The 16764-nt window shown below is 70.2% G+C and carries 15 protein-coding genes; 9 read left to right on the forward strand and 6 right to left on the reverse strand.

Going from position 1 to position 16764, the window contains the following annotated elements; all coding sequences use genetic code 11:
• Positions 1–41: 41 nt before the first annotated feature.
• From AB0J72_RS25435 to AB0J72_RS25460, 6 genes are all read left to right on the forward strand, one after another.
• Positions 42–839, forward strand: a complete 798-nt coding sequence (locus AB0J72_RS25435; protein WP_363402705.1) for a class I SAM-dependent methyltransferase — start codon at positions 42–44, stop codon at positions 837–839.
• Positions 836–1768 (forward strand): hypothetical protein, encoded by a 933-nt coding sequence (locus AB0J72_RS25440; RefSeq protein ID WP_363402707.1) that lies wholly within the window; start codon positions 836–838, stop codon positions 1766–1768. Before AB0J72_RS25435 ends, AB0J72_RS25440 begins: the two co-directional genes overlap by 4 nt.
• Complete coding sequence (locus tag AB0J72_RS25445) at positions 1765–2316, forward strand: hypothetical protein (protein ID WP_363402709.1); 552 nt, start codon at positions 1765–1767, stop codon at positions 2314–2316. Before AB0J72_RS25440 ends, AB0J72_RS25445 begins: the two co-directional genes overlap by 4 nt.
• The gene (locus AB0J72_RS25450) at positions 2313–3512 is read left to right on the forward strand and encodes an NUDIX domain-containing protein (RefSeq protein ID WP_363402711.1); all 1200 of its coding nucleotides are present in this window, start codon (positions 2313–2315) and stop codon (positions 3510–3512) included. The genes AB0J72_RS25445 and AB0J72_RS25450 overlap by 4 nt, the downstream gene beginning before the upstream one ends.
• A 7-nt stretch (positions 3513–3519) precedes the next feature.
• Complete coding sequence (locus AB0J72_RS25455) at positions 3520–4167, forward strand: hypothetical protein (RefSeq protein ID WP_363402713.1); 648 nt, start codon at positions 3520–3522, stop codon at positions 4165–4167.
• A 115-nt stretch (positions 4168–4282) separates the two neighbouring features.
• Positions 4283–4657, forward strand: coding sequence for a hypothetical protein (locus tag AB0J72_RS25460; protein WP_363402715.1), 375 nt, complete (start codon positions 4283–4285; stop codon positions 4655–4657).
• Here AB0J72_RS25460 and AB0J72_RS25465 read toward each other — a convergent pair.
• Positions 4629–5906: an MFS transporter gene (locus tag AB0J72_RS25465; RefSeq protein WP_363402757.1), complete on the reverse strand. Its 1278-nt coding sequence runs from the start codon at positions 5904–5906 to the stop codon at positions 4629–4631. The two genes, AB0J72_RS25460 and AB0J72_RS25465, sit on opposite strands and share 29 nt — an antisense overlap.
• 139 nt (positions 5907–6045) lie before the next feature.
• On the opposite strand from AB0J72_RS25465, the gene AB0J72_RS25470 reads away from it, so the two are divergent.
• Positions 6046–7005, forward strand: coding sequence for a LysR family transcriptional regulator (locus AB0J72_RS25470; protein ID WP_363402717.1), 960 nt, complete (start codon positions 6046–6048; stop codon positions 7003–7005).
• Here AB0J72_RS25470 and AB0J72_RS25475 read toward each other — a convergent pair.
• A complete protein-coding gene (locus AB0J72_RS25475; protein ID WP_363402719.1) occupies positions 6988–7608 on the reverse strand; it encodes a TetR family transcriptional regulator in 621 nt (206 codons plus the stop codon). The genes AB0J72_RS25470 and AB0J72_RS25475 overlap by 18 nt on opposite strands.
• A gap of 87 nt (positions 7609–7695) precedes the next feature.
• Here AB0J72_RS25475 and AB0J72_RS25480 point away from each other — a divergent pair, with 87 nt between their 5' ends.
• Positions 7696–8061 carry an ester cyclase gene (locus AB0J72_RS25480; protein WP_363402721.1) on the forward strand — a complete coding sequence of 122 codons (366 nt, stop codon included), beginning with the start codon at positions 7696–7698 and terminating at the stop codon, positions 8059–8061.
• Between the two features lie 115 nt (positions 8062–8176).
• Here AB0J72_RS25480 and AB0J72_RS25485 read toward each other — a convergent pair whose 3' ends face one another.
• The 4 genes from AB0J72_RS25485 to AB0J72_RS25500 form a co-directional block, all read right to left on the reverse strand.
• The gene (locus tag AB0J72_RS25485; protein WP_363402723.1) at positions 8177–11452 is read right to left on the reverse strand and encodes a discoidin domain-containing protein; all 3276 of its coding nucleotides are present in this window, start codon (positions 11450–11452) and stop codon (positions 8177–8179) included.
• Positions 11449–11808 (reverse strand): hypothetical protein, encoded by a 360-nt coding sequence (locus AB0J72_RS25490; protein ID WP_363402725.1) that lies wholly within the window; start codon positions 11806–11808, stop codon positions 11449–11451. Before AB0J72_RS25490 ends, AB0J72_RS25485 begins: the two co-directional genes overlap by 4 nt.
• Entirely contained in the window at positions 11805–14288 is a 2484-nt protein-coding gene (locus AB0J72_RS25495) for a discoidin domain-containing protein (protein ID WP_363402727.1), read from the reverse strand. The genes AB0J72_RS25490 and AB0J72_RS25495 overlap by 4 nt, the downstream gene beginning before the upstream one ends.
• Positions 14289–14554: 266 nt before the next feature.
• Positions 14555–15730, reverse strand: coding sequence for an ROK family transcriptional regulator (locus AB0J72_RS25500; RefSeq protein ID WP_363402729.1), 1176 nt, complete (start codon positions 15728–15730; stop codon positions 14555–14557).
• Between the two features lie 139 nt (positions 15731–15869).
• Here AB0J72_RS25500 and AB0J72_RS25505 point away from each other — a divergent pair, with 139 nt between their 5' ends.
• A complete protein-coding gene (locus AB0J72_RS25505) occupies positions 15870–16733 on the forward strand; it encodes a LacI family DNA-binding transcriptional regulator (protein ID WP_363402731.1) in 864 nt (287 codons plus the stop codon).
• Positions 16734–16764 lie beyond the last annotated feature (31 nt).

A 16764-nucleotide genomic window follows, 5' to 3' on the forward strand; every position in this document is an offset into this window, starting at 1 on the left:
CAAGCAATTTGGAGCGCGGTAATCCTAGGAGGACGACACTCATGATGTTGGAACCGCAGTTCGCGGCGATCGGATACGGATCGATGATCCGCGCGTTGAACGAGATTCACTACGCCGGAGAGACCGGCTTCTACCGGGACGCGCCGTTACGCCCCTGCGAGGAACAGCTTTTCACTCTCCTCGGTACTGACTGCCGGATTCTTGATGTGGGTTGTGGTGCCGGTCGAGTTACTCGGGCGATCGCCGCTCGGGCCGGCAACATCATCGGTGTCGACGTGAACCCGTCCGCCCTCTCGGTCGCCCGGGCGTCGGCACCGTCGGTCGGGTTCGTCCACGCGAGCATGACCGACCTGCCGTTCCCGGACGACAGCTTCGACCAGGTCTGGTGTCTGCGGTTCTCGTTCAACGCACTGCCGACGCCGCAGGAACGCCTTGCGACACTGCGGGAACTGTGGCGGGTGTGTGCGCCTGGCGGCGCCGTCCTCGTCGAGGCATTCAATTGGTACTACCGAGGACGCTTCGGCCTGGTCCGCGCCGCCAATCTACTGGAACAGCTTGCCCGCTCGGCCCGGCGTTGGGGCGGCAGCCGTTCCCTGCCGCTTCCGGCCCGCGACATCCTGTACCTGGCGAACAAGGCAACCGGTGCCGCACCCGGCTATGCGCACTTGACCACCGCACGCGAGCTCGAGGAGCTCGCCGGCGCCTGCGGGTTGGGCACGTTCGCGACCGTCACCAGCGAGCGGGAACTCCTTGCTGGTGGCCGCGCACCCGTGCGTTCACGGCACGGGGCGTACTCAATGTGGCTCGCGCTCACCAAGCCGGAGGTGATGCGCCCATGAGGCGGCTCCGGTTCGGCGAGTTCGTGGTCGACGTGGACACCGATGACGGCGCGGTCGCCGACTTCATTGACCGCATCGCCGGTCCGAGCACGGTTGCCCAGCCGACGCATCAGCTGGTCATTCGACGTACGGGTGAGACATGCCTTGTCATCGACGAGACATGCGGAGTGATCAGCTTGACGCTGTCGAGAGATACGGTGGGACCTACCGTTCAGATCGGGGTGCTGCAGGCCGTCACCCGCAGCATCGCTTACCTGAACCGGTCGGCCGGCACGCGGATGCTGTTGCACGGCAGTGCGTTCACATTGGCGAGTGGTGCGGGAGTCGCTGTCCTGGACGGTGGCCTCGGGCAGGGCAAGACCTCGCTGGCGCTCGCGATGGCCCGCGAGCGCGGTCAGCTGCTGGTGGACGAGTTCGCCTTCGCGCGCACCACGCCCGATGGTGTGGTGCTCTCGGCGGCACCGACGCTGCCCTGGCACATTCGGCCCGACATGGCCCCATACCTTGCCCCCTTGCCAGGTTCGGCCCCGCTGCGGTACCCGTGCGAGTTGCAAGCGACAGTCGCGACCGCTCCGCGCGATTCACCGCTAGGGCTGATCCTGATCCCGGACCAGCGGTTGCGAGCAGGGCAGATCGCACCGGTCGACGGGGTCCGGGCACGATCACTGCTACGCAGGGCGGTCACAGACCATCTCTCCAAACTGGCCGATCCGAGACTTGACCACGTATCGATCTTCACGAACGTCAACCAGGTGGTTGATCAGGCGAGACGTCCGCTCGCCGAACAGACAACACCATTGATCGCCCAAGTCGACTTGTTGCGACACGTCGCTTCCGTGCCCGCTTTCCGAGTTGGGATCGGAGCTCCCGCCGACCTTGCAGCTAGCACGGCCGCCGCCGGCCTCGCCGTCGAGACGGTAACGGGATGAGCCGGCCACCGCTGTTACTGCTGGCCGGTACCAGCGAATCCGGCAAGTCGACTGCCGGCGCGCACCTCGCTTCCTACGGCGCGTACCGGGTGAAGATTCGAACGGTCCTGGCACCGCTCATTTCCGGCGTACCCGCCGTGCACGAAGGTGTACTGGTGCGAGAGGGGTTCGACCATCAGGAGTTCGTCGACCGGCTAATGGCATTGTCCATACCTTCCGGCCAGCGTGCGGTGCTGGTCGAGAGCTTCATCGACACCGACCTCGCTGAGGCGACCCGGCGCGCCTGGCCGGCACGTTGCTGGATCGTCTTCGTCGACGCTCCGCGCAGGACCAGGTTGCTGCGGCTCGCTGCCGACCGTCGGCTGAGCACCGACCAGGCCTCGGCGGTCCTGGACGCCAAAGACAGCCGAAAACGGGTCGCCGAGCAACTCGACCACTGGCGCGCCGTCGCTGATCGCTGGATCGACAACGACGCCAGCCTTCACGACTTCCTCGTCCAGCTCGACCTGATCCTCGACCAGCTGACTCATCACGAAGGAGCCGCATGACCCGCCTGTACGCCTCTGCCGGGGCCGTCGTTGTCAACTGTGCCACTGACGCGCGGCTGCTGTTGCTCGACCAGATCCGCGTCAATGGTGAGCGACAGACCGTGGCCCCGAAGGGCCGGCTCGAACCCGGCGAGGCACCCTTGGCCGCTGCCCTACGGGAGGTCACCGAAGAAGCCGGCCTGACCGGTCTCCGCTACGCCGGGTACCTCGGCCGTGAGCAATACCAGTTCATCGACCGAGACTCCACGCCCGCCGCCAAGACCGTCGACTGGTTCCTGCTCACCACGGACGACGCCACCACGGCGGCTCAAGCCGGAGAAGGGTTCACCCAGGCGCGCTGGCTCACCCCCACCGACGCTGCCGCAGCGGCAAGCCACCCCGGATTCGTCGTCTTCCTCGACCGCGCAGCCAGCATCGCCGCGTGGCGCGGCGACGGCCCGCTGCCGTTCAGCATCGCTCTCGACCGCGCGGTCCGCGAGATCGCCACTGCTGCCGCGCCGCTGCTGGCCCCGCATCCTGCAGCCGGTCTGGCCGTCTGCGGGTCCGCCGCCCGCGGCGACTTCGTCGACGGGTGGAGCGATCTCGACCTCATCGCCTACGGGCTGCCCCGGTTTGACGACACCACCGGCACGTTGGCTGCGTTGGTCCGCGAAGCCGCCGTCCACCTCAGGGTGCCTGTCTCACTGCACATCGCCGGCTCGGACTGGCGACGCGTGCCCGGCGCCGGACCGCTGTACGACATGAAACTGCAGACCGCGTTGCGTCGCGTCGGCGCCGACGTCGCCGTCATCGCCGGGACCGGACCCGCCCCGCAGCCGCGGCCCGTCCAGCGCGACGACACCATCGCCGCGATGGCCGTGCTGCAGTCGTTCGCGGCTCACCGGACCGCTCAACCGGCCAACGACACCTCGGACCGCCGTGACCGCGCTCGGCGCCTCCTGTCCGTAGCCTGCAGTGCCGCCCGTCTCGTTGCTCTCACCCTCGACAGTCAGGCTGACCTACGCCTGCCGGCCCTCGTCGAAGTTCTCGGCCAGCGCCATCAAGGCGCGCCCATCCAACAGCTGTTGCGCGACTACGACACGTTCCGGCGGGCCGGCGCTACGGACCTCGAAACCGCCGAGCACCTCGCCGGCTACGCCGCCAACGCCATCGACGACCTCGTCCGCCGGCTTCCCACACCCACAGCACCCCGATGAGCCTGCGATGGTGGTCGTCTTCGTCGAAGGTGTCGACGGTACCGGGAAAACCACTCTGATCAACCACCTCATCCATTGCCATCCGGCCGGCGTCGCCATCGCAGCCAGTCCTTTGTGGAGATACCTTCCCGCCGTCTCGGTCCCGGAGGCGTTTGCGGCCTGGGTCACCACGACGCCGGCCACTACCGTTGCCGTGAGTCTGCTGTCCGCACAGCACATGCGCGTTAGCGACCTGCCTGCGCTCACGACCCGGCACGCGATCGTCCTCGTTGACAGAGGCCCGAGAACGGTGGAAGCCTCCGCCCGAGCGCACCTCGCCACCGCCGAACCGCCATCCGCGCAATCACCTGCGATCACTCATCTCACGGCCGCACTTCATACGGCCGTTCGGCACCTTGCTCAGGCTCATCCATGCTTGTCCATCGAACTGGCGGCAGATTCCTACGACGAGATCATTGAGCGGCTGACTGACCCCGACCGCGGCAATGCCCGCTACCTGCGGTATCTCCGTACGTTTCTCCGCGAGTTCCAGAACTGCGCGGTCGCCGACGGGCCTGCGCGGGTCCGCCTTGCCGCGACTGCGTCACTCACCCGTAACACCGCCGCTGCCCGGCAAGCAATTCGAGCTGCGGTGCAGCGCGGCTCGGCGCGCTAATGAACGAAACGGTGACCTGAAGTCGGGCCGAGCGGTACTGGAGATTTATGTCCGACTATGATACGATAGGTCGAGCTTGTGTCTACCGTGGGTGCACACCTTCGAAAGGACACACATGGCAGATGTAGAGCCGAACGTCCGCGCGTTCCTTGCCGCGCTTGGCGGTGCGGGCAGTGTGGAGATGTTCGCGGACCCGTTCCTGTTCGCCGATGCGGGTGGCGCCCGGCCGGTCTCGCGGGCGGACTTCCTCGCGACACTCCCCCGCAGAGCCCAGATGTTCGCCGCCGCCGGCTACGGGGCCGCTCAGCTCACCAGCACCCAACAGCAGCGGCTCGACGAGCACTACCTGCTGGTCCGCACCGACTGGTCCGCGCCCAGCCTCGCCGGTGGGGAGGCGGCCGAGCTCTCCTCGTCGTACCTGCTGCGTGAAGACGGCACGTCGGTGTCCGTTGTCGCCTACGTCAACCACAAGACCGTGCCTGGCATGTGACCGGGTCCTGGCGGGTGGGGCGTCGAGCTCGGGACCACAGGGTTCGACGGCCCGCCCGGCCGCGGTCGTCAGACGGTGTGGTGGCGGCGAGGGCGGCGGGTGAGCCGACGGCGATCACCGCTGTGAGTGCGGCCGGGATGAGCAGCGCGACCGGAAGTGACGCGTGGGAGGCGACGAAGCCGATGAGTGCCGGTGCGACCAGCCCGCCGCCGTAGCTGACGGTGGTGACGGTGGACAGCTGCCGTGCAGGTCCGCCGGCGGCGCCGAGCGTGCTCGTCACCACCGGCCAGACCATGGCGATCCCGGCGCCGGCGAGGGCCCAGCCGGTCAGCGCGCACCCGACGCGCGACGGCGCGGTGGCCGGAAGTAGACCAGCGAGGAGTACCAGGGCGAACCCCGCGGTGGCGGTGCAGCCGGCGAGCCGCAGGGTGCGGGCGGCGCCGAGCCGGGACCGGGCCGCGTCGCCGATGAAGCGGACGGCGGTCATCGCGGCGAGGAACAGGGTGTACGCGAGCGAACCCGTCGCAGCGTCGGCGCCGAGCACCCGGGTCGCGTGGACCCCTGCCCAGTCGGTCGCGGCCGCCTCGGCCACGAACGCGGCGGCGCCGAGCAACCCGAGCGCGACAACAACCGCGGGCGACGTCGCAGCGTCCGGCGACGGTACAGCATCCGGCGGCGGCACGGCGTCCAACAACGGCGCAGCGTCCGGCCCCGTGTGCACAACCGGGGGCATCGGCGAGACGAGTGCGCGGCCTGCCACGGTTACCGCCGCCGCCAGCGCGAGCGACCCGAGCAGCAGCAACACCCGCCCGTCCACGCCTGCGCGCAGCCCCGCGGTGACGGCCCCGCCCGCGGCGACCGCGCCCAGCGTCCAAACACCGTGCATCGTTGCCATCACCGGGCGGCCGGCGGCGCGTTCGACCGCCACCGCCTGCACGCTTAACGCCACGTTGAGCACGCCGAGCAGCACGCCGAGGCCAGCGGCGGCGACCAGGAGCAGCTCGACCGAGCCGGCCAGCGCCGGTCCGGCCAGTGCGAGCGCCGCACCCGGCGCGGTCAGCCGCAGCAGCCGCCGGCCGGTCCACCGGTCGGCCAGCCGGCCGGCGACCGGCATCCCCCCGAGCGCGCCGACCGCGACCGCCATGAGGACCGCGCCGAGCCGGCCCGCGCCGAGGTCGAGCCGGGCGTCGGTCGTCGGCAGCGACGCGCCCCACATGGCGGTCAGCGCACCCGCTGCCGCGTACTGCATCGTCACAGCGCCTCGTGCGCCCACCGCGAACCACCTCCGTCGTCGGTGATCCGATCGTGGCCCGGCCGGCGTGCCGGACTCCAACACCTGTTCAGCGGGCATTGACGCAGTTCGCGTGTGAATCGGGTACAACGGACGGGTGCCCGAGGATCTCGACATCCGGTTGCTGCGCCACTTCGTGGTGGTGGCCGAGGAGTTGCACTTCAGCCGCGCCGCGCGGCGACTGTTCCTGGCGCAGCAGGCGCTCAGCCGTGACGTTCGGCGGCTGGAGGAGCGGGCCGGGGTGCGCCTGCTCGACCGGACCACGCGGCGGGTCGTGCTCACCCCGGCGGGGCAGACGCTGCTGGTCCGGGCGCGGGAGCTGCTCGCGCTGCACGACACCACGCTGCGCGAGCTGCACGGCGAACCGCGCTCGCTGACCGTCGACGTCGTCGGTGCCGGCCTCACCCCGGCGCTCGTGCTGGCCGCCGCCCGCCGCATCGCGCCGCAGGTGGAGTTCTTCGCGCGGTTCCACACCGGTACCGACGACGCCGTGCCCTTGGTGTTGGCCGAGCGCCTCGACGTAACGTTCGGGCGGGTCCTGCAGCACGTCGACGGGCTACGGCACCGTCCGGTCCGCAACGAGCCGGTCGCAGTGCTGCTGCCCGAGCATCACCCGCTCGCCGAGCTTGACGCTGTCCCGCTGCACGCGCTGCGCGGTGCCGGCGTGTGCATCCGTGCCGGCAGCCACGCCACCCCGGGCTGGGAGCACGCGATGCTGCAGCTGCTCGCGCCGTTCGGCATCGACGTGGCCGGCGCGCACCCGCACGTTCACGGCGTCGACGAACTGGCCCAACACTTCGTCGACCGCAACGGTCCGATCCTCGTGATGAGCACCCAGCCGGCGGTACCGGGCGGCGTGCTGCGCCCGATCGTCCAGCCGGTCCCGCTGTTCCCCTGGGCGATGACCTGGCGCGCCGACGCGGACCATCCGGGCCTGCGCGCCCTGCACGCCGCGGTGGACGAGCTGGCTCCGGATTGGCCTGACGACCCGCGCGACACCTGGCTCCCCGAACCGGAGTCGGGGTCGAGCACCGTGACGTCACGATTGCGGGCGTAGACCGTCGAGGATGATCTGGGCGATGCGTGCCGAGCGTTCGGGGCTGGTCTCAGCGTTGGCGTGACGGATCGCGCTGAAGGCGCCGGCGACGAGCGCCATCACGTCGTCGACCGTGACGTCCGGGCGTACGGCACCGGCGGCGTGCGCGCGGGCGAGCAGGTCTGCGACATGGCGGGTGAGGTCTGCCGCGACCCTCGGGGCGGCGGTGCGCAGGTCGAGCTCGGCGGCTTCGAGGGCGCTCTTGACGGTGACGTTCTCGGCGCCCGTGGCGATCATCCGGGACAGTTGCGTGAACAGGGCCGCGGGGTCGTCGGTGGTTGCGAGTTCCTCCGCCTCCGCCACGAGCTGTTCGAACTCGTCGGTCGCGACGGCGAGGTACAACGCCTCCTTGCTGGGGAAGTGCCGGTGGACGGTGCCGGGGCCGACGCCGGCGCGGCGGGCGATCTCGTCGAGCGAGACGCCGAGGCCTTCCGTCGCGAACAGCCGCTGCGCCGTGCGCAGGACCCGCTCGCGATTGCGGCGCGCGTCGGCTCGCAGCGTCCGGTCGCTGCCGGGAGCTGTCGGCGACTCCGCTAAGACCCGTTTGGGCGGTTGGCTGTTCATGGCACACCTAGCTTAACCGGGGCGGCGCACCGTATGCTGGCGGCATAACCGGGGCGGCGCACCGCTTATCACGAGGGAGACCATGCGATGAACACGCGCGACGAGGCCAGCGCACTGGTCCTGCGGATGCAGGAGTGCTTCAACACACGGCAGTTCGACGAGGCAGAGGGCCTGTTCACCCCGGACTACTACAGCCATGCGCTCGGCACCATCGGATTCGAGGCGGGCAAGGAGGTCTGGCGTCAGGTCGTGACACAGTTCCCTGACATGCGCGTCGTCGCCGAGGACGTGCTGGTGGACGGCGACAAGGTCGCCATCCGCTCGTCCGTCCAGGGGATCACGACCCCGGACGGCGCCGCGCAGCCGACGCTGATCGAGATCTTCCGTATCGAAGACGGCCGGCTCGCGGAGACCTGGGGAATCACCGAAGGCCCGGACCCGCGTGCGCGCTGACCATGAGCGATCTTGCGCGAGCATGACAGCAGCCACATCGACGCGGTTGCGCCCGCGTTCATCACCGCGGCCGCGCGGGAGGGGCGCCGACACCCCTCCCGTGCGGGCCGGGAGGTCAGGCGTACACCTCCATCTCGTACAGCGAGTAGCCCCACTGCCCGGACTTGGCGGTGCCCAGCATGCGGACGTATCTGGCCGGGCCGGTCACCGCCAGCCGTTCCGTGCCGCCGGGTGAGTTGGCCTGGACGTAGGCGTCGCGCCAGGTGGTGCCGTCGGTGGAGGCCTGCAGCCGGTACGACTTCGCGTAGGAGGCCTCCCAGCGCAGGACGACCTCGCGCAGGTTGTACGTGGTGCCGAGGTCGACCCGCAGCCAGTTGTCCACGGCCTCGCTGGCGGCCCAGCGGGAGGACTGGTCGCCGTCGAAGGCCTTCGCGGCGGTCTGTTGCGCGTTGGACTCCGACGACGCCGTGGCGGGCTTGCCCTCGGCGAGGTTGGTGGCCGTCGCGCCGAGCGTCAGGTCGAGCGTGACGGTCCGGCCCTTCTGCAGCGGCACGACGCGGGCGATGCCGCCGAGCGGTGAGCTCTGGACGGTGCCGCCGGTGACGGCCGTGATGCCGGAGCGCTGGATCAGGGTCAGGTTCTGGTCGATGCTCGAGGTCAGGGTGACCTGAACCTTGCGGGCGTCGGTGTCCCAGACGAGATTGTCGATTTTGAACTGGCCCTTGCCGAGCATGCCGGCGACGGCGCCCTTCTTCAGGCTCTTGGGCAGGGCCGGCAGCAGCTCCAGGGTGCCCGGCCGGGTCGCGGCGAGCATCTCCATCATGATGGTGGGCACCGAGTTGACGACGTCGGTGGCGAACACGCTGTGGTTGTTGTAGTGCGACGTGGCCATGCTGCTGTAGTAGTAGTCGTCCTTGGCGAACCGCAGCAGCTTGGCGTTGACGGAGTCGGCGTTGTTGAGGTCGGCGGCGATCAGCGCGCCGTGCAGCAGGCCGTGTCCGGCGTTCTCGTAGCTGCCGGCGTCCTTCTTCTGCAGGAACACCTTGGCCGCGTTGTACTGGGCGAGGTTCGTCTCCGGGGTGATCTCGCGGTACGGCCAGACGGGCATCAGGCCGCTGGAGTGCCGGTGCTGGTACTGGTTCTGGTTGGCCAGGCCGGGCCACGCCCATTCGGCCAGCGCGCCGTCGTTGTTGACGAGGTACGGCGGCAGGTGGTCGAGCTTCTCCTGCCAGACCGGGATCTTGTCGGCGTCACGGCCGAGGGTCCGGCTCGTCTGGATGAGCGTCGACAGGGCGAAGCGGGCGCCGGAGATGTCGTACACCGAGTTGTTCGTCAGGGGCACGCCGCCGGCGGGCCGGTTCTCCGGTGAGATCGATCCGGCGAGAATGTACCGGCCGTTGGCGTCCTTCTTGACGAGGAAGTCCTCGTAGAAGTCGCCCATGTCGCGGATCAGCGGGTAGTACTTGTCGGCGAGGAACGTCGTGTCGCCGGTGACCTGGTAGTACTCCCAGAACGGTTGCAGGAGCCAGGATTCGCCGCCGGTGACGTACTGGTACGGGTAGTCGAAGTTGATGTTGGAGATGAGCCCTTCCTCGTTGGGCGTGTTGCCGCCGGTGAGCATGCCCCGGGTGCCCAGGAGTTTGCGGGCGTTGGTGCGGAAGTCGTTCTGCCACTGCTGGTTGAGGTAGAAGTACCCGGCCATGGCCTCGGGCATGTTGCCGACGTTGCCGCCGGAGATCTGCAGGTTGAGGTTCGCGTCGAGGTGGTAGTAGCCGTCCCAGCCGACGTTGCTGTCGCCGGTCCAGTTGCCCAGCAGGTCCGGTGCCGCCGTCTCGTTGCTGGAGGCCAGCAGGTGGTAGCGGCCGGCGTAGAACATCCGCTCGTACAGTGCCGGGACCGGGTTGCCGGCGGTCTTCTGCTCGGCGAGCAGCTGCTCGGTGGGCTTGGCCCGGTCGGTCGCGCTCGCGCCGAGGTCGAGCGACACCCGGCCGAAGATCTCCCGGTGCTTGCTCGTGTGCCGGTTCAGCAGCGCCTGGTAGGAGTCGGTGATCGCCGACAGCCTCGACTGCAGCAGCTGCCGGTTCCATTCCGTCTCGGCGGTGACGCCGCCGTTGTAGGTGCCGTTGTACCGCTGGGTGAGCGACAGCAGCGTCACGTAGGTGGCGTTGGTGACGGTCACGTTGGTGCCGGACATGGTCTTCGTGCCGTCGGTGACGATGCGGGTGACGCCCTCGTATCCGGCGTTGTAGGTGCCGCTGGGGTACTTCACGCGCAGGTTGAGGAAGTTCGTGTTGGAGGCGTTGGTGGCGGTGACGCCCTTGTTGGTCAGGTTCATGCCCGGGTCGATCGACAGGCCGAGCGTCACGTTCAGCCGCTGCCCGCTCGGTGCCGGCAGCTGCTGCACCGTGACGCCGTCGGTCCTGGACACGAACGAGTCGCGTTGCCAGCTGCCCTTGTCGTCGGTCCACTTCACCGACACGACACCCGAGGCGTAGTCGGTCGAGCGGACGTAGTTGCGCACGGCGCCGGCGTCGGGCATCTGCATGGTCATCTTGAAGCCGGGGTGTTTGCTGCCCTCGCCGCCGCCCTGGTACCCCTGGACGTCGGCGGCGAGCTGGTTCGCCTGCTGGTACTGCCCGGCGATGGACATGTCGCGGATCCGGTTGATGTTGTCCGCGCTGACGGTGTTGAAGGTGCGGTGCGGCCGGGCCTCGGAGCGGGCCATGAAGAACCGTTTGTCGTTGAACACGACGGTCTCGTTGCGCGGGTTGCCGAAGACGATGATGCCCTGCTTGCCGTTGCCGGCGAGCAACCCGTTGGCCCAGTCACCGTAGGTCTGCGGGTAGGAGTTCGAGGGCGCGACGGTCGCCGTGCCGGTGCCGCCGCCGGTCGTGCCGGTGCCGTACACCTCGAACTCCCACAGCGAGTAGCCCCACTGCGTGTTCGGGGTGACCCCCTGCATCCGCACGTACCTGGTAGTCCGGCCGATCGTCACGGTGTCGGAGCCGCCGTCGCCGGTGGTCGTGGAGTACACGTCCGTCCACTGTGTCCCGTTGTCGGAGACCTGCACCTTGTACGCCTTCGCGTACGCCGCCTCCCACGACAGCACCGCTGTCGTCACCGGGTACGCCGCACCGAGATCCACGGTGATCCAGGCGTTGTTGTCGTTGCTGTGGTCACTGGACCACCGCGTCGCACCGTTGCCGTCGATCGCGTTCGCCGCCGTCAACGCACCGTCCTGGTAGGACGCGGTGGCGCGGGCGCCGGGGTCGCGGGCGAGGTTGACGGGGGTGTCGGCCGCGGCCGACGGCAGCCGTACGGCGGCCGTGACGACGATGAGTGCGGCGAGGGCGCCGCCGAGCAGTCTGCCGCGTTTCGAGATCGGTCTCACGGGGTTCCTTTCCGGGCGATGCGCAGCGAGGAGATGGTGTCGTTGCTGCCCGTGCGGGCGAGGTCGGGGGTGTCGGCGGTGAAGGTCCAGGTGGCGCCGGTGAAGCCGGCTTCGGCGTAGGCGGTGACCGTGTAGCCGGCCGGCACCCGGATCGAGGAGACGGCGTCGTTGCCGATGCCGGCCGCGGGCAGCCGCGGCAGGTCGTGGCTGCCGGGGCCGCGGGTGGCCGCGGTGCCGCCGTAGCCGGGGGCGGTGTAGAACGTCGGGCCGCCGGCGGGGTCGCCGTCCGGCCACAGCCAGACGGCGGCCGCGGCGACGACCGTGACGGCGAGGGCGGTGCCGTGCCGCCGGTTCATCGGGTGGTGACGCGCAGCGAGGAGATGGCGTCGTTGTTGCCGGTCGGCACGAGGTTCGGGGTGTCGGCGGTGAACGTCCACGCGGTGCCGGCGAAGCCCGCGTCGGCGTAGGCGGTGACCGAGTAGCCGGCCGGCACCCGGATCGAGGAGATCGTGTCGTTGGCGATGCCGGCCGCCTGCAGCTGCGGCAGGTCGTAGCTGCCCACGCCGAGGGTCGCGGACGCGCCGCTGTAGTCGGCGGCGGCGTAGAAGGACGGGCCGCCGGCTCCGCCGTACACCTCGAACTCCCACAGCGAGTAGCCCCACTGCGTGTTCGGCGTGACCCCCTGCATCCGCACGTACCTGGTGGTGCGGCCGATCGTCACCGTGTCCGAACCGCCGTCGCCGGTGGTCGTGGAGTACACGTCCGTCCACTGTGTCCCGTTGTCGGAGGTCTGCACCTTGTACGCCTTGGCGTACGCCGCCTCCCACGACAGCACCGCCGTCGTCACCGGGTACGCCGCACCCAGGTCCACCGTGATCCAGGCGCTGTTGTCGTTGCTGTGGTCACTGGACCACCGCGTCGCACCGTTGCCGTCGATCGCGTTCGCCGCCGTCAACGCACCGTCCTGATAGGACGCCGTGGCGCGGGCGCCGGAGTTGCGGGCGAGGTTGACCGGCCCGGCCGGGTACGCCGGCGGCTTCGGCACGCTCTGCCCAGCCGGCGGCCACAGCGTGAAGGTGTTCGCGCCGTTCTTCGCGGCGGCGAACGGGCCGGCCATCACGTTGCCGGCGTTGACCGCGCCGCCGAAGAAGTCGGTGGTCACGTCGGCGGCGATGCTCTCGTCGGCGCGCGGGATGGTGCCGACGCGGGCCTTCGTGACCGGGGTCAGCCCGCTGATGCCGGTGGCGTTGAGGGTGAAGCTCAGCTGCATCGCCGTGTTGGTGGCGGTGTACTGCACGTTGGACACGACGCCGGTGAAGTTGCCTTCCTTCACGTGTGTCTTGCCGGTCGCGTTGTCCGGCAGTGTCGAGCCCTGGACGAGGTTGTTGAACCAGAAGTCCTTCTGCGGCGAGGTGAGCGCCGTCGACTCGTTCATCGTGCCGGGCTGGAAGTAGTAGGCGTCGCGGCCACCGCCGTCGATGGCGAAGCGCCCGTTGTCGATGAACAGGTTGTTGGCGAAGACGATGCCGGTGGCGTCCAGCGTACGGATGTCGCTGTTGCCGATGAAGACGTTGTTGTCCACCAGGATCGGGCCGTGCACGGCCTCGGCGTAGTAGCCCCACGGGCTGTTCATGACGACGTTGCCGGTGACGCGGACGTTCTGGTTGCCCCAGTCGGTCCAGATGCCGGCGGAGTTGCCGCCGCGGGAGTTCTTGATGTAGTTGCCCTTGATGAGCCCCTCGTTCATGTAGTGCACCTTGATCGGGGCCGTTTCCGCGCCGCTGAACTCGTTGCGGTAGTTGGTGTCCTCGATCATGTTGTAGAGGATGTCGGAGTTCCAGGAGAAGACGCCGGCGATGCCGGACTGCCCGGACCTGCCGATGTAGTTGTTGCGCACGACGTGCGAGCCGTACCTGCTCGTGTCGCGGAAGCTGGTGCGGGTCGTGCCGGGCCGGTTGCCCGCCCATTCGTCGTTGCCGAGGCCGATGTCGATGCCGATGGTGCGGGCGTTGAGCACGACGTTGTTCTGGATGATCCACCGCAGGCCGCCGTTGACGCTGATGGCGCCGGCCTGGCGCCGCGTCGGGCTGTCCGGGAAGTCGGAGTACGTGTTGGCCGCGTGTTTCACCGTGAATCCGTCGACGGTGATGTAGCCGAGGCCCCACGCGTCCGGGGCGAAGATCTGCCGGCGGACGTTGATCTCGCCCAGCCTGGCGTTGGGGTCGGCGCCGCCGAAGTTCGCCGAGATCGTCGTGCTCGACGCGCCCACCTGCGAGTACCAGGTGCCGGCCGCGGCCTGGACGTCGCTCAGCGCCGGCTTCTCCAGGTACGCCTGCTCGTCGAGGTAGACGTCGCCGGCGTTGTAGCCGGGGAAGACGCCGCCTCCCCCGCCCTGCGGGTGCCCGGTCGCGTAGGGGTTGTAGGCGCCGAAGAACGTGTTGGGCAGCGTGACGCTCCAGACGTTGCCGGTGCCGCGGGTCCAGGTGTTGACCTCCTCGGAGCCCTTGATCACCACGTCGCCGTCGCCGGCCCTGGTGTAGGTGATGCGGGTCGTGTCGCCGGTGCCGCCGCGGGCCGGCTTGACCGTCTCGCGGTACAGCCCGGCGTGCACGTAGACGGTGTCGCCGGGCTGCGCGTCCTGCGCGGCGCGGTTGATGGTCAGGTAGGGCGCGGCGGCTGTGCCGGCGTTGGCGTCGTTGCCGTTCTTGGCGACGTGGATGGCGCGCGCCGCCAGGACTGCAGCAGGGTCCGCGGTCTGTGCCGCGATCGAGGGCACCGCGATCCAGACGAGCGCGAGGGCGGCGCCGGCGGCGCCGAGCGCCTTGAGGTACTTCATGTGGGGGTCCTTCACGAAGGCGGATTCGTGCGACGTGATCGCCGTTCGCAGGGCGCGTGGCGGTGCCGCCTGGCGAGGACTCAGGCGGTTGGCGGTTGCGAACGGGCGCCCGGCCGTGGCGGATGCGGCCGGGCAGCGAGGCGTCTCGGGCCGCCGATGACCCAGAGCGCCCTACTAAGTTAGATTAATAATCTATGCGTGCTGATGCGGGACGTCAACCTGGCGGTCGTTGATCCGTGCACCGTACCCGGGCCCGGCGGGCGGCGCTAGACCCGAGCGGCGAGCTCGGGGCCGTGGCCGGGCGCGACCGAACCCTGCAGGACCAGGGCCGCGCCGCCGATCGCGGCGGAGTCGCGCGGGTTGCTCGACAGGTCGACCCGCACGTCGTGCACGTCGCGGGCGAAGGCCCGCTCCGCCAGGCGGCGGCGGATCTCGGTGACGTAGATCGACCCGGCGACGGCGAAGCCGGGCCCGGCGAGCACGAGCGTGTCGATGTCCCACATGTTCGCCAGCAGCACGGCGCCCTCGGCGAGCATCGCCGCGGACTCGTCCAGCAGCGCGCGCGCCTGCTCGTCGCCGTAGATGGCGGCGCGGGCGAGCACGTCGAAGGCCCGCGCGTCGTCGTCCTCGCCGCGGATGCGCAGGCGGCGGGTCAGCCCCCGGACGGCGCGGGCCCGGGCGACGAGCACGCGCGGCGCGGCGTACTGCTCCAGGCACCCGCGGCTGCCGCAGTGGCACCGCTCGCCGTCGCGGACGATCGGGACGTGGCCGAGCTTGCCGGCGTTGGAGCTCGCGCCGCGGTGCAGGGCGCCGTCCAGCACCACGCCGGAGCCGATGCCGGAGTTCATGTACAGGCAGCCGAAGGTGCGCTCCCGCGACACCTGCCGCCCCCAGAACTCCCCGACGGTTGCGGCCGCGGCGTCGCTGTCGACGAGGACCGGCACGCCGAGCCGGCCGGTGAGGGCGTGGGTCAGGTCGAGCCCGGCCGACCCCTGCCGGCCCGGCAGGGCGAGGAACCGGCCCCGCGTCACGTCGACCGGTCCCGGCCCGACGACGGCCATCCCGGCCACGCTCTGCGGTGGCAGGCCCAGACCGTGGGTGACCTCGTGGTACAGGGTGGCGAGCCGGGCCGCGACACTCTCGGGCCGGCCGTCGGCGGGGGCGGCGACGAGCTGCCGGCCGACGGTGCCGCCGCGGGTGTCGGTCACCACGCACGTCAGCGTGTCCGCGCCGACGTGGATGCCCACCCCGTAGGCGGCGCGCGAGTTGATGACCAGCATGGCGCGCGGCTTGCCGCGGGTCGCGACGGTGTCGCCGGTCTCCCGCACGACCCCGTCGTCGATGAGGCGGCGCACGATGTTGGAGATCGTCGGCTGGGTCAGGCCGGTCGCGTTGACCAGCTCGACCCGGCTGATCGGCCCGGAGGAGCGGATCAGGTCCACGATGAGCGCACGGCTACCGGGGCCCGCGGCCGCAGACTCCCGTCGCGCCACGCTGAACCGCCTCTCGTCTCGCCGTACGCTGTCGCACGACTACATTACGGGGACGAGGCTAGACCACTGCGTCGGCGAGGAGGAGCGCATGCCCGCGGTACCCACCGCATCCGCGTCCGGGCCACGGCTGGACACGCCGGTCGGCCTCGCGCTCGTGCGCGACGCGGAGGTGCTGGGCGCCGAGCCGTTCTTCCACGAGTTCATCGCCGGCATCGAGCGCGTGCTGGTCCTGCAGGGCGTGCCGGTGCTGCTGCAGGTCGTGGCCACGGTGCCGCAGGCGGTGGAGCGGATGCGGGCCTGGGCCCGGTACGGGCAGGTGCAGGGCGTCATCCTGATCGACCTGTTGCCCGGTGACGAGCGGGTGACGCTGGTCAAGGGGCTGGGGCTGCCGTGCGTCGTCATCGGCGACCCGGTCACGGCCGACGGGCTGCCGACGGTGTGGACGCAGGACGAGGTGGCCATGCGCGACGTCGTCGGCGAGCTGGTCGCGGCCGGCCACACGCATCTCGGCCACGTCGGCGGCCCGGCGCAGATGGCGCACACGATCATCCGGCGCCGCACGTTCGAGACCGTCGCGGCGGAGCACGGCGTCCGCACGACGTCGTTCGACGGCGACTACTCCGAGGCGGCGGGCGTCCGCGCCGTCGCCGCCCTCGCGGCGCTCGACGAGCGGCCGACCGCGCTGGTCTTCGACAACGACGTGATGGCGCTCGGCGCCCTGCACGAGGCGGCCCGCCTCGGCCTGGCGGTGCCGGCCGAGCTGTCCCTCGTCGCGTGGGACGACTCGGCGCTGTGCCAGCTGGCGGTGCCGCCGCTGAGCGCGGTCAGTCACGACGTGCAGGAGCTGGGTGAGCTCGTCGGATCGGTCCTGGCCGACGCCCTGTCGGGAGCGGAGCCGCGCACCGTCACGGCGGCACCGGCGCGCCTGACCGTCCGCCAGTCCAGCCGCTGACCCGGCACCACTTCACTGGTCCCGGCACCCG

The sequence above is a fragment of the Dactylosporangium sp. NPDC049742 genome (assembly GCF_040674675.1).
In the GTDB taxonomy this organism is placed as follows: domain Bacteria; phylum Actinomycetota; class Actinomycetes; order Mycobacteriales; family Micromonosporaceae; genus Dactylosporangium; species Dactylosporangium maewongense.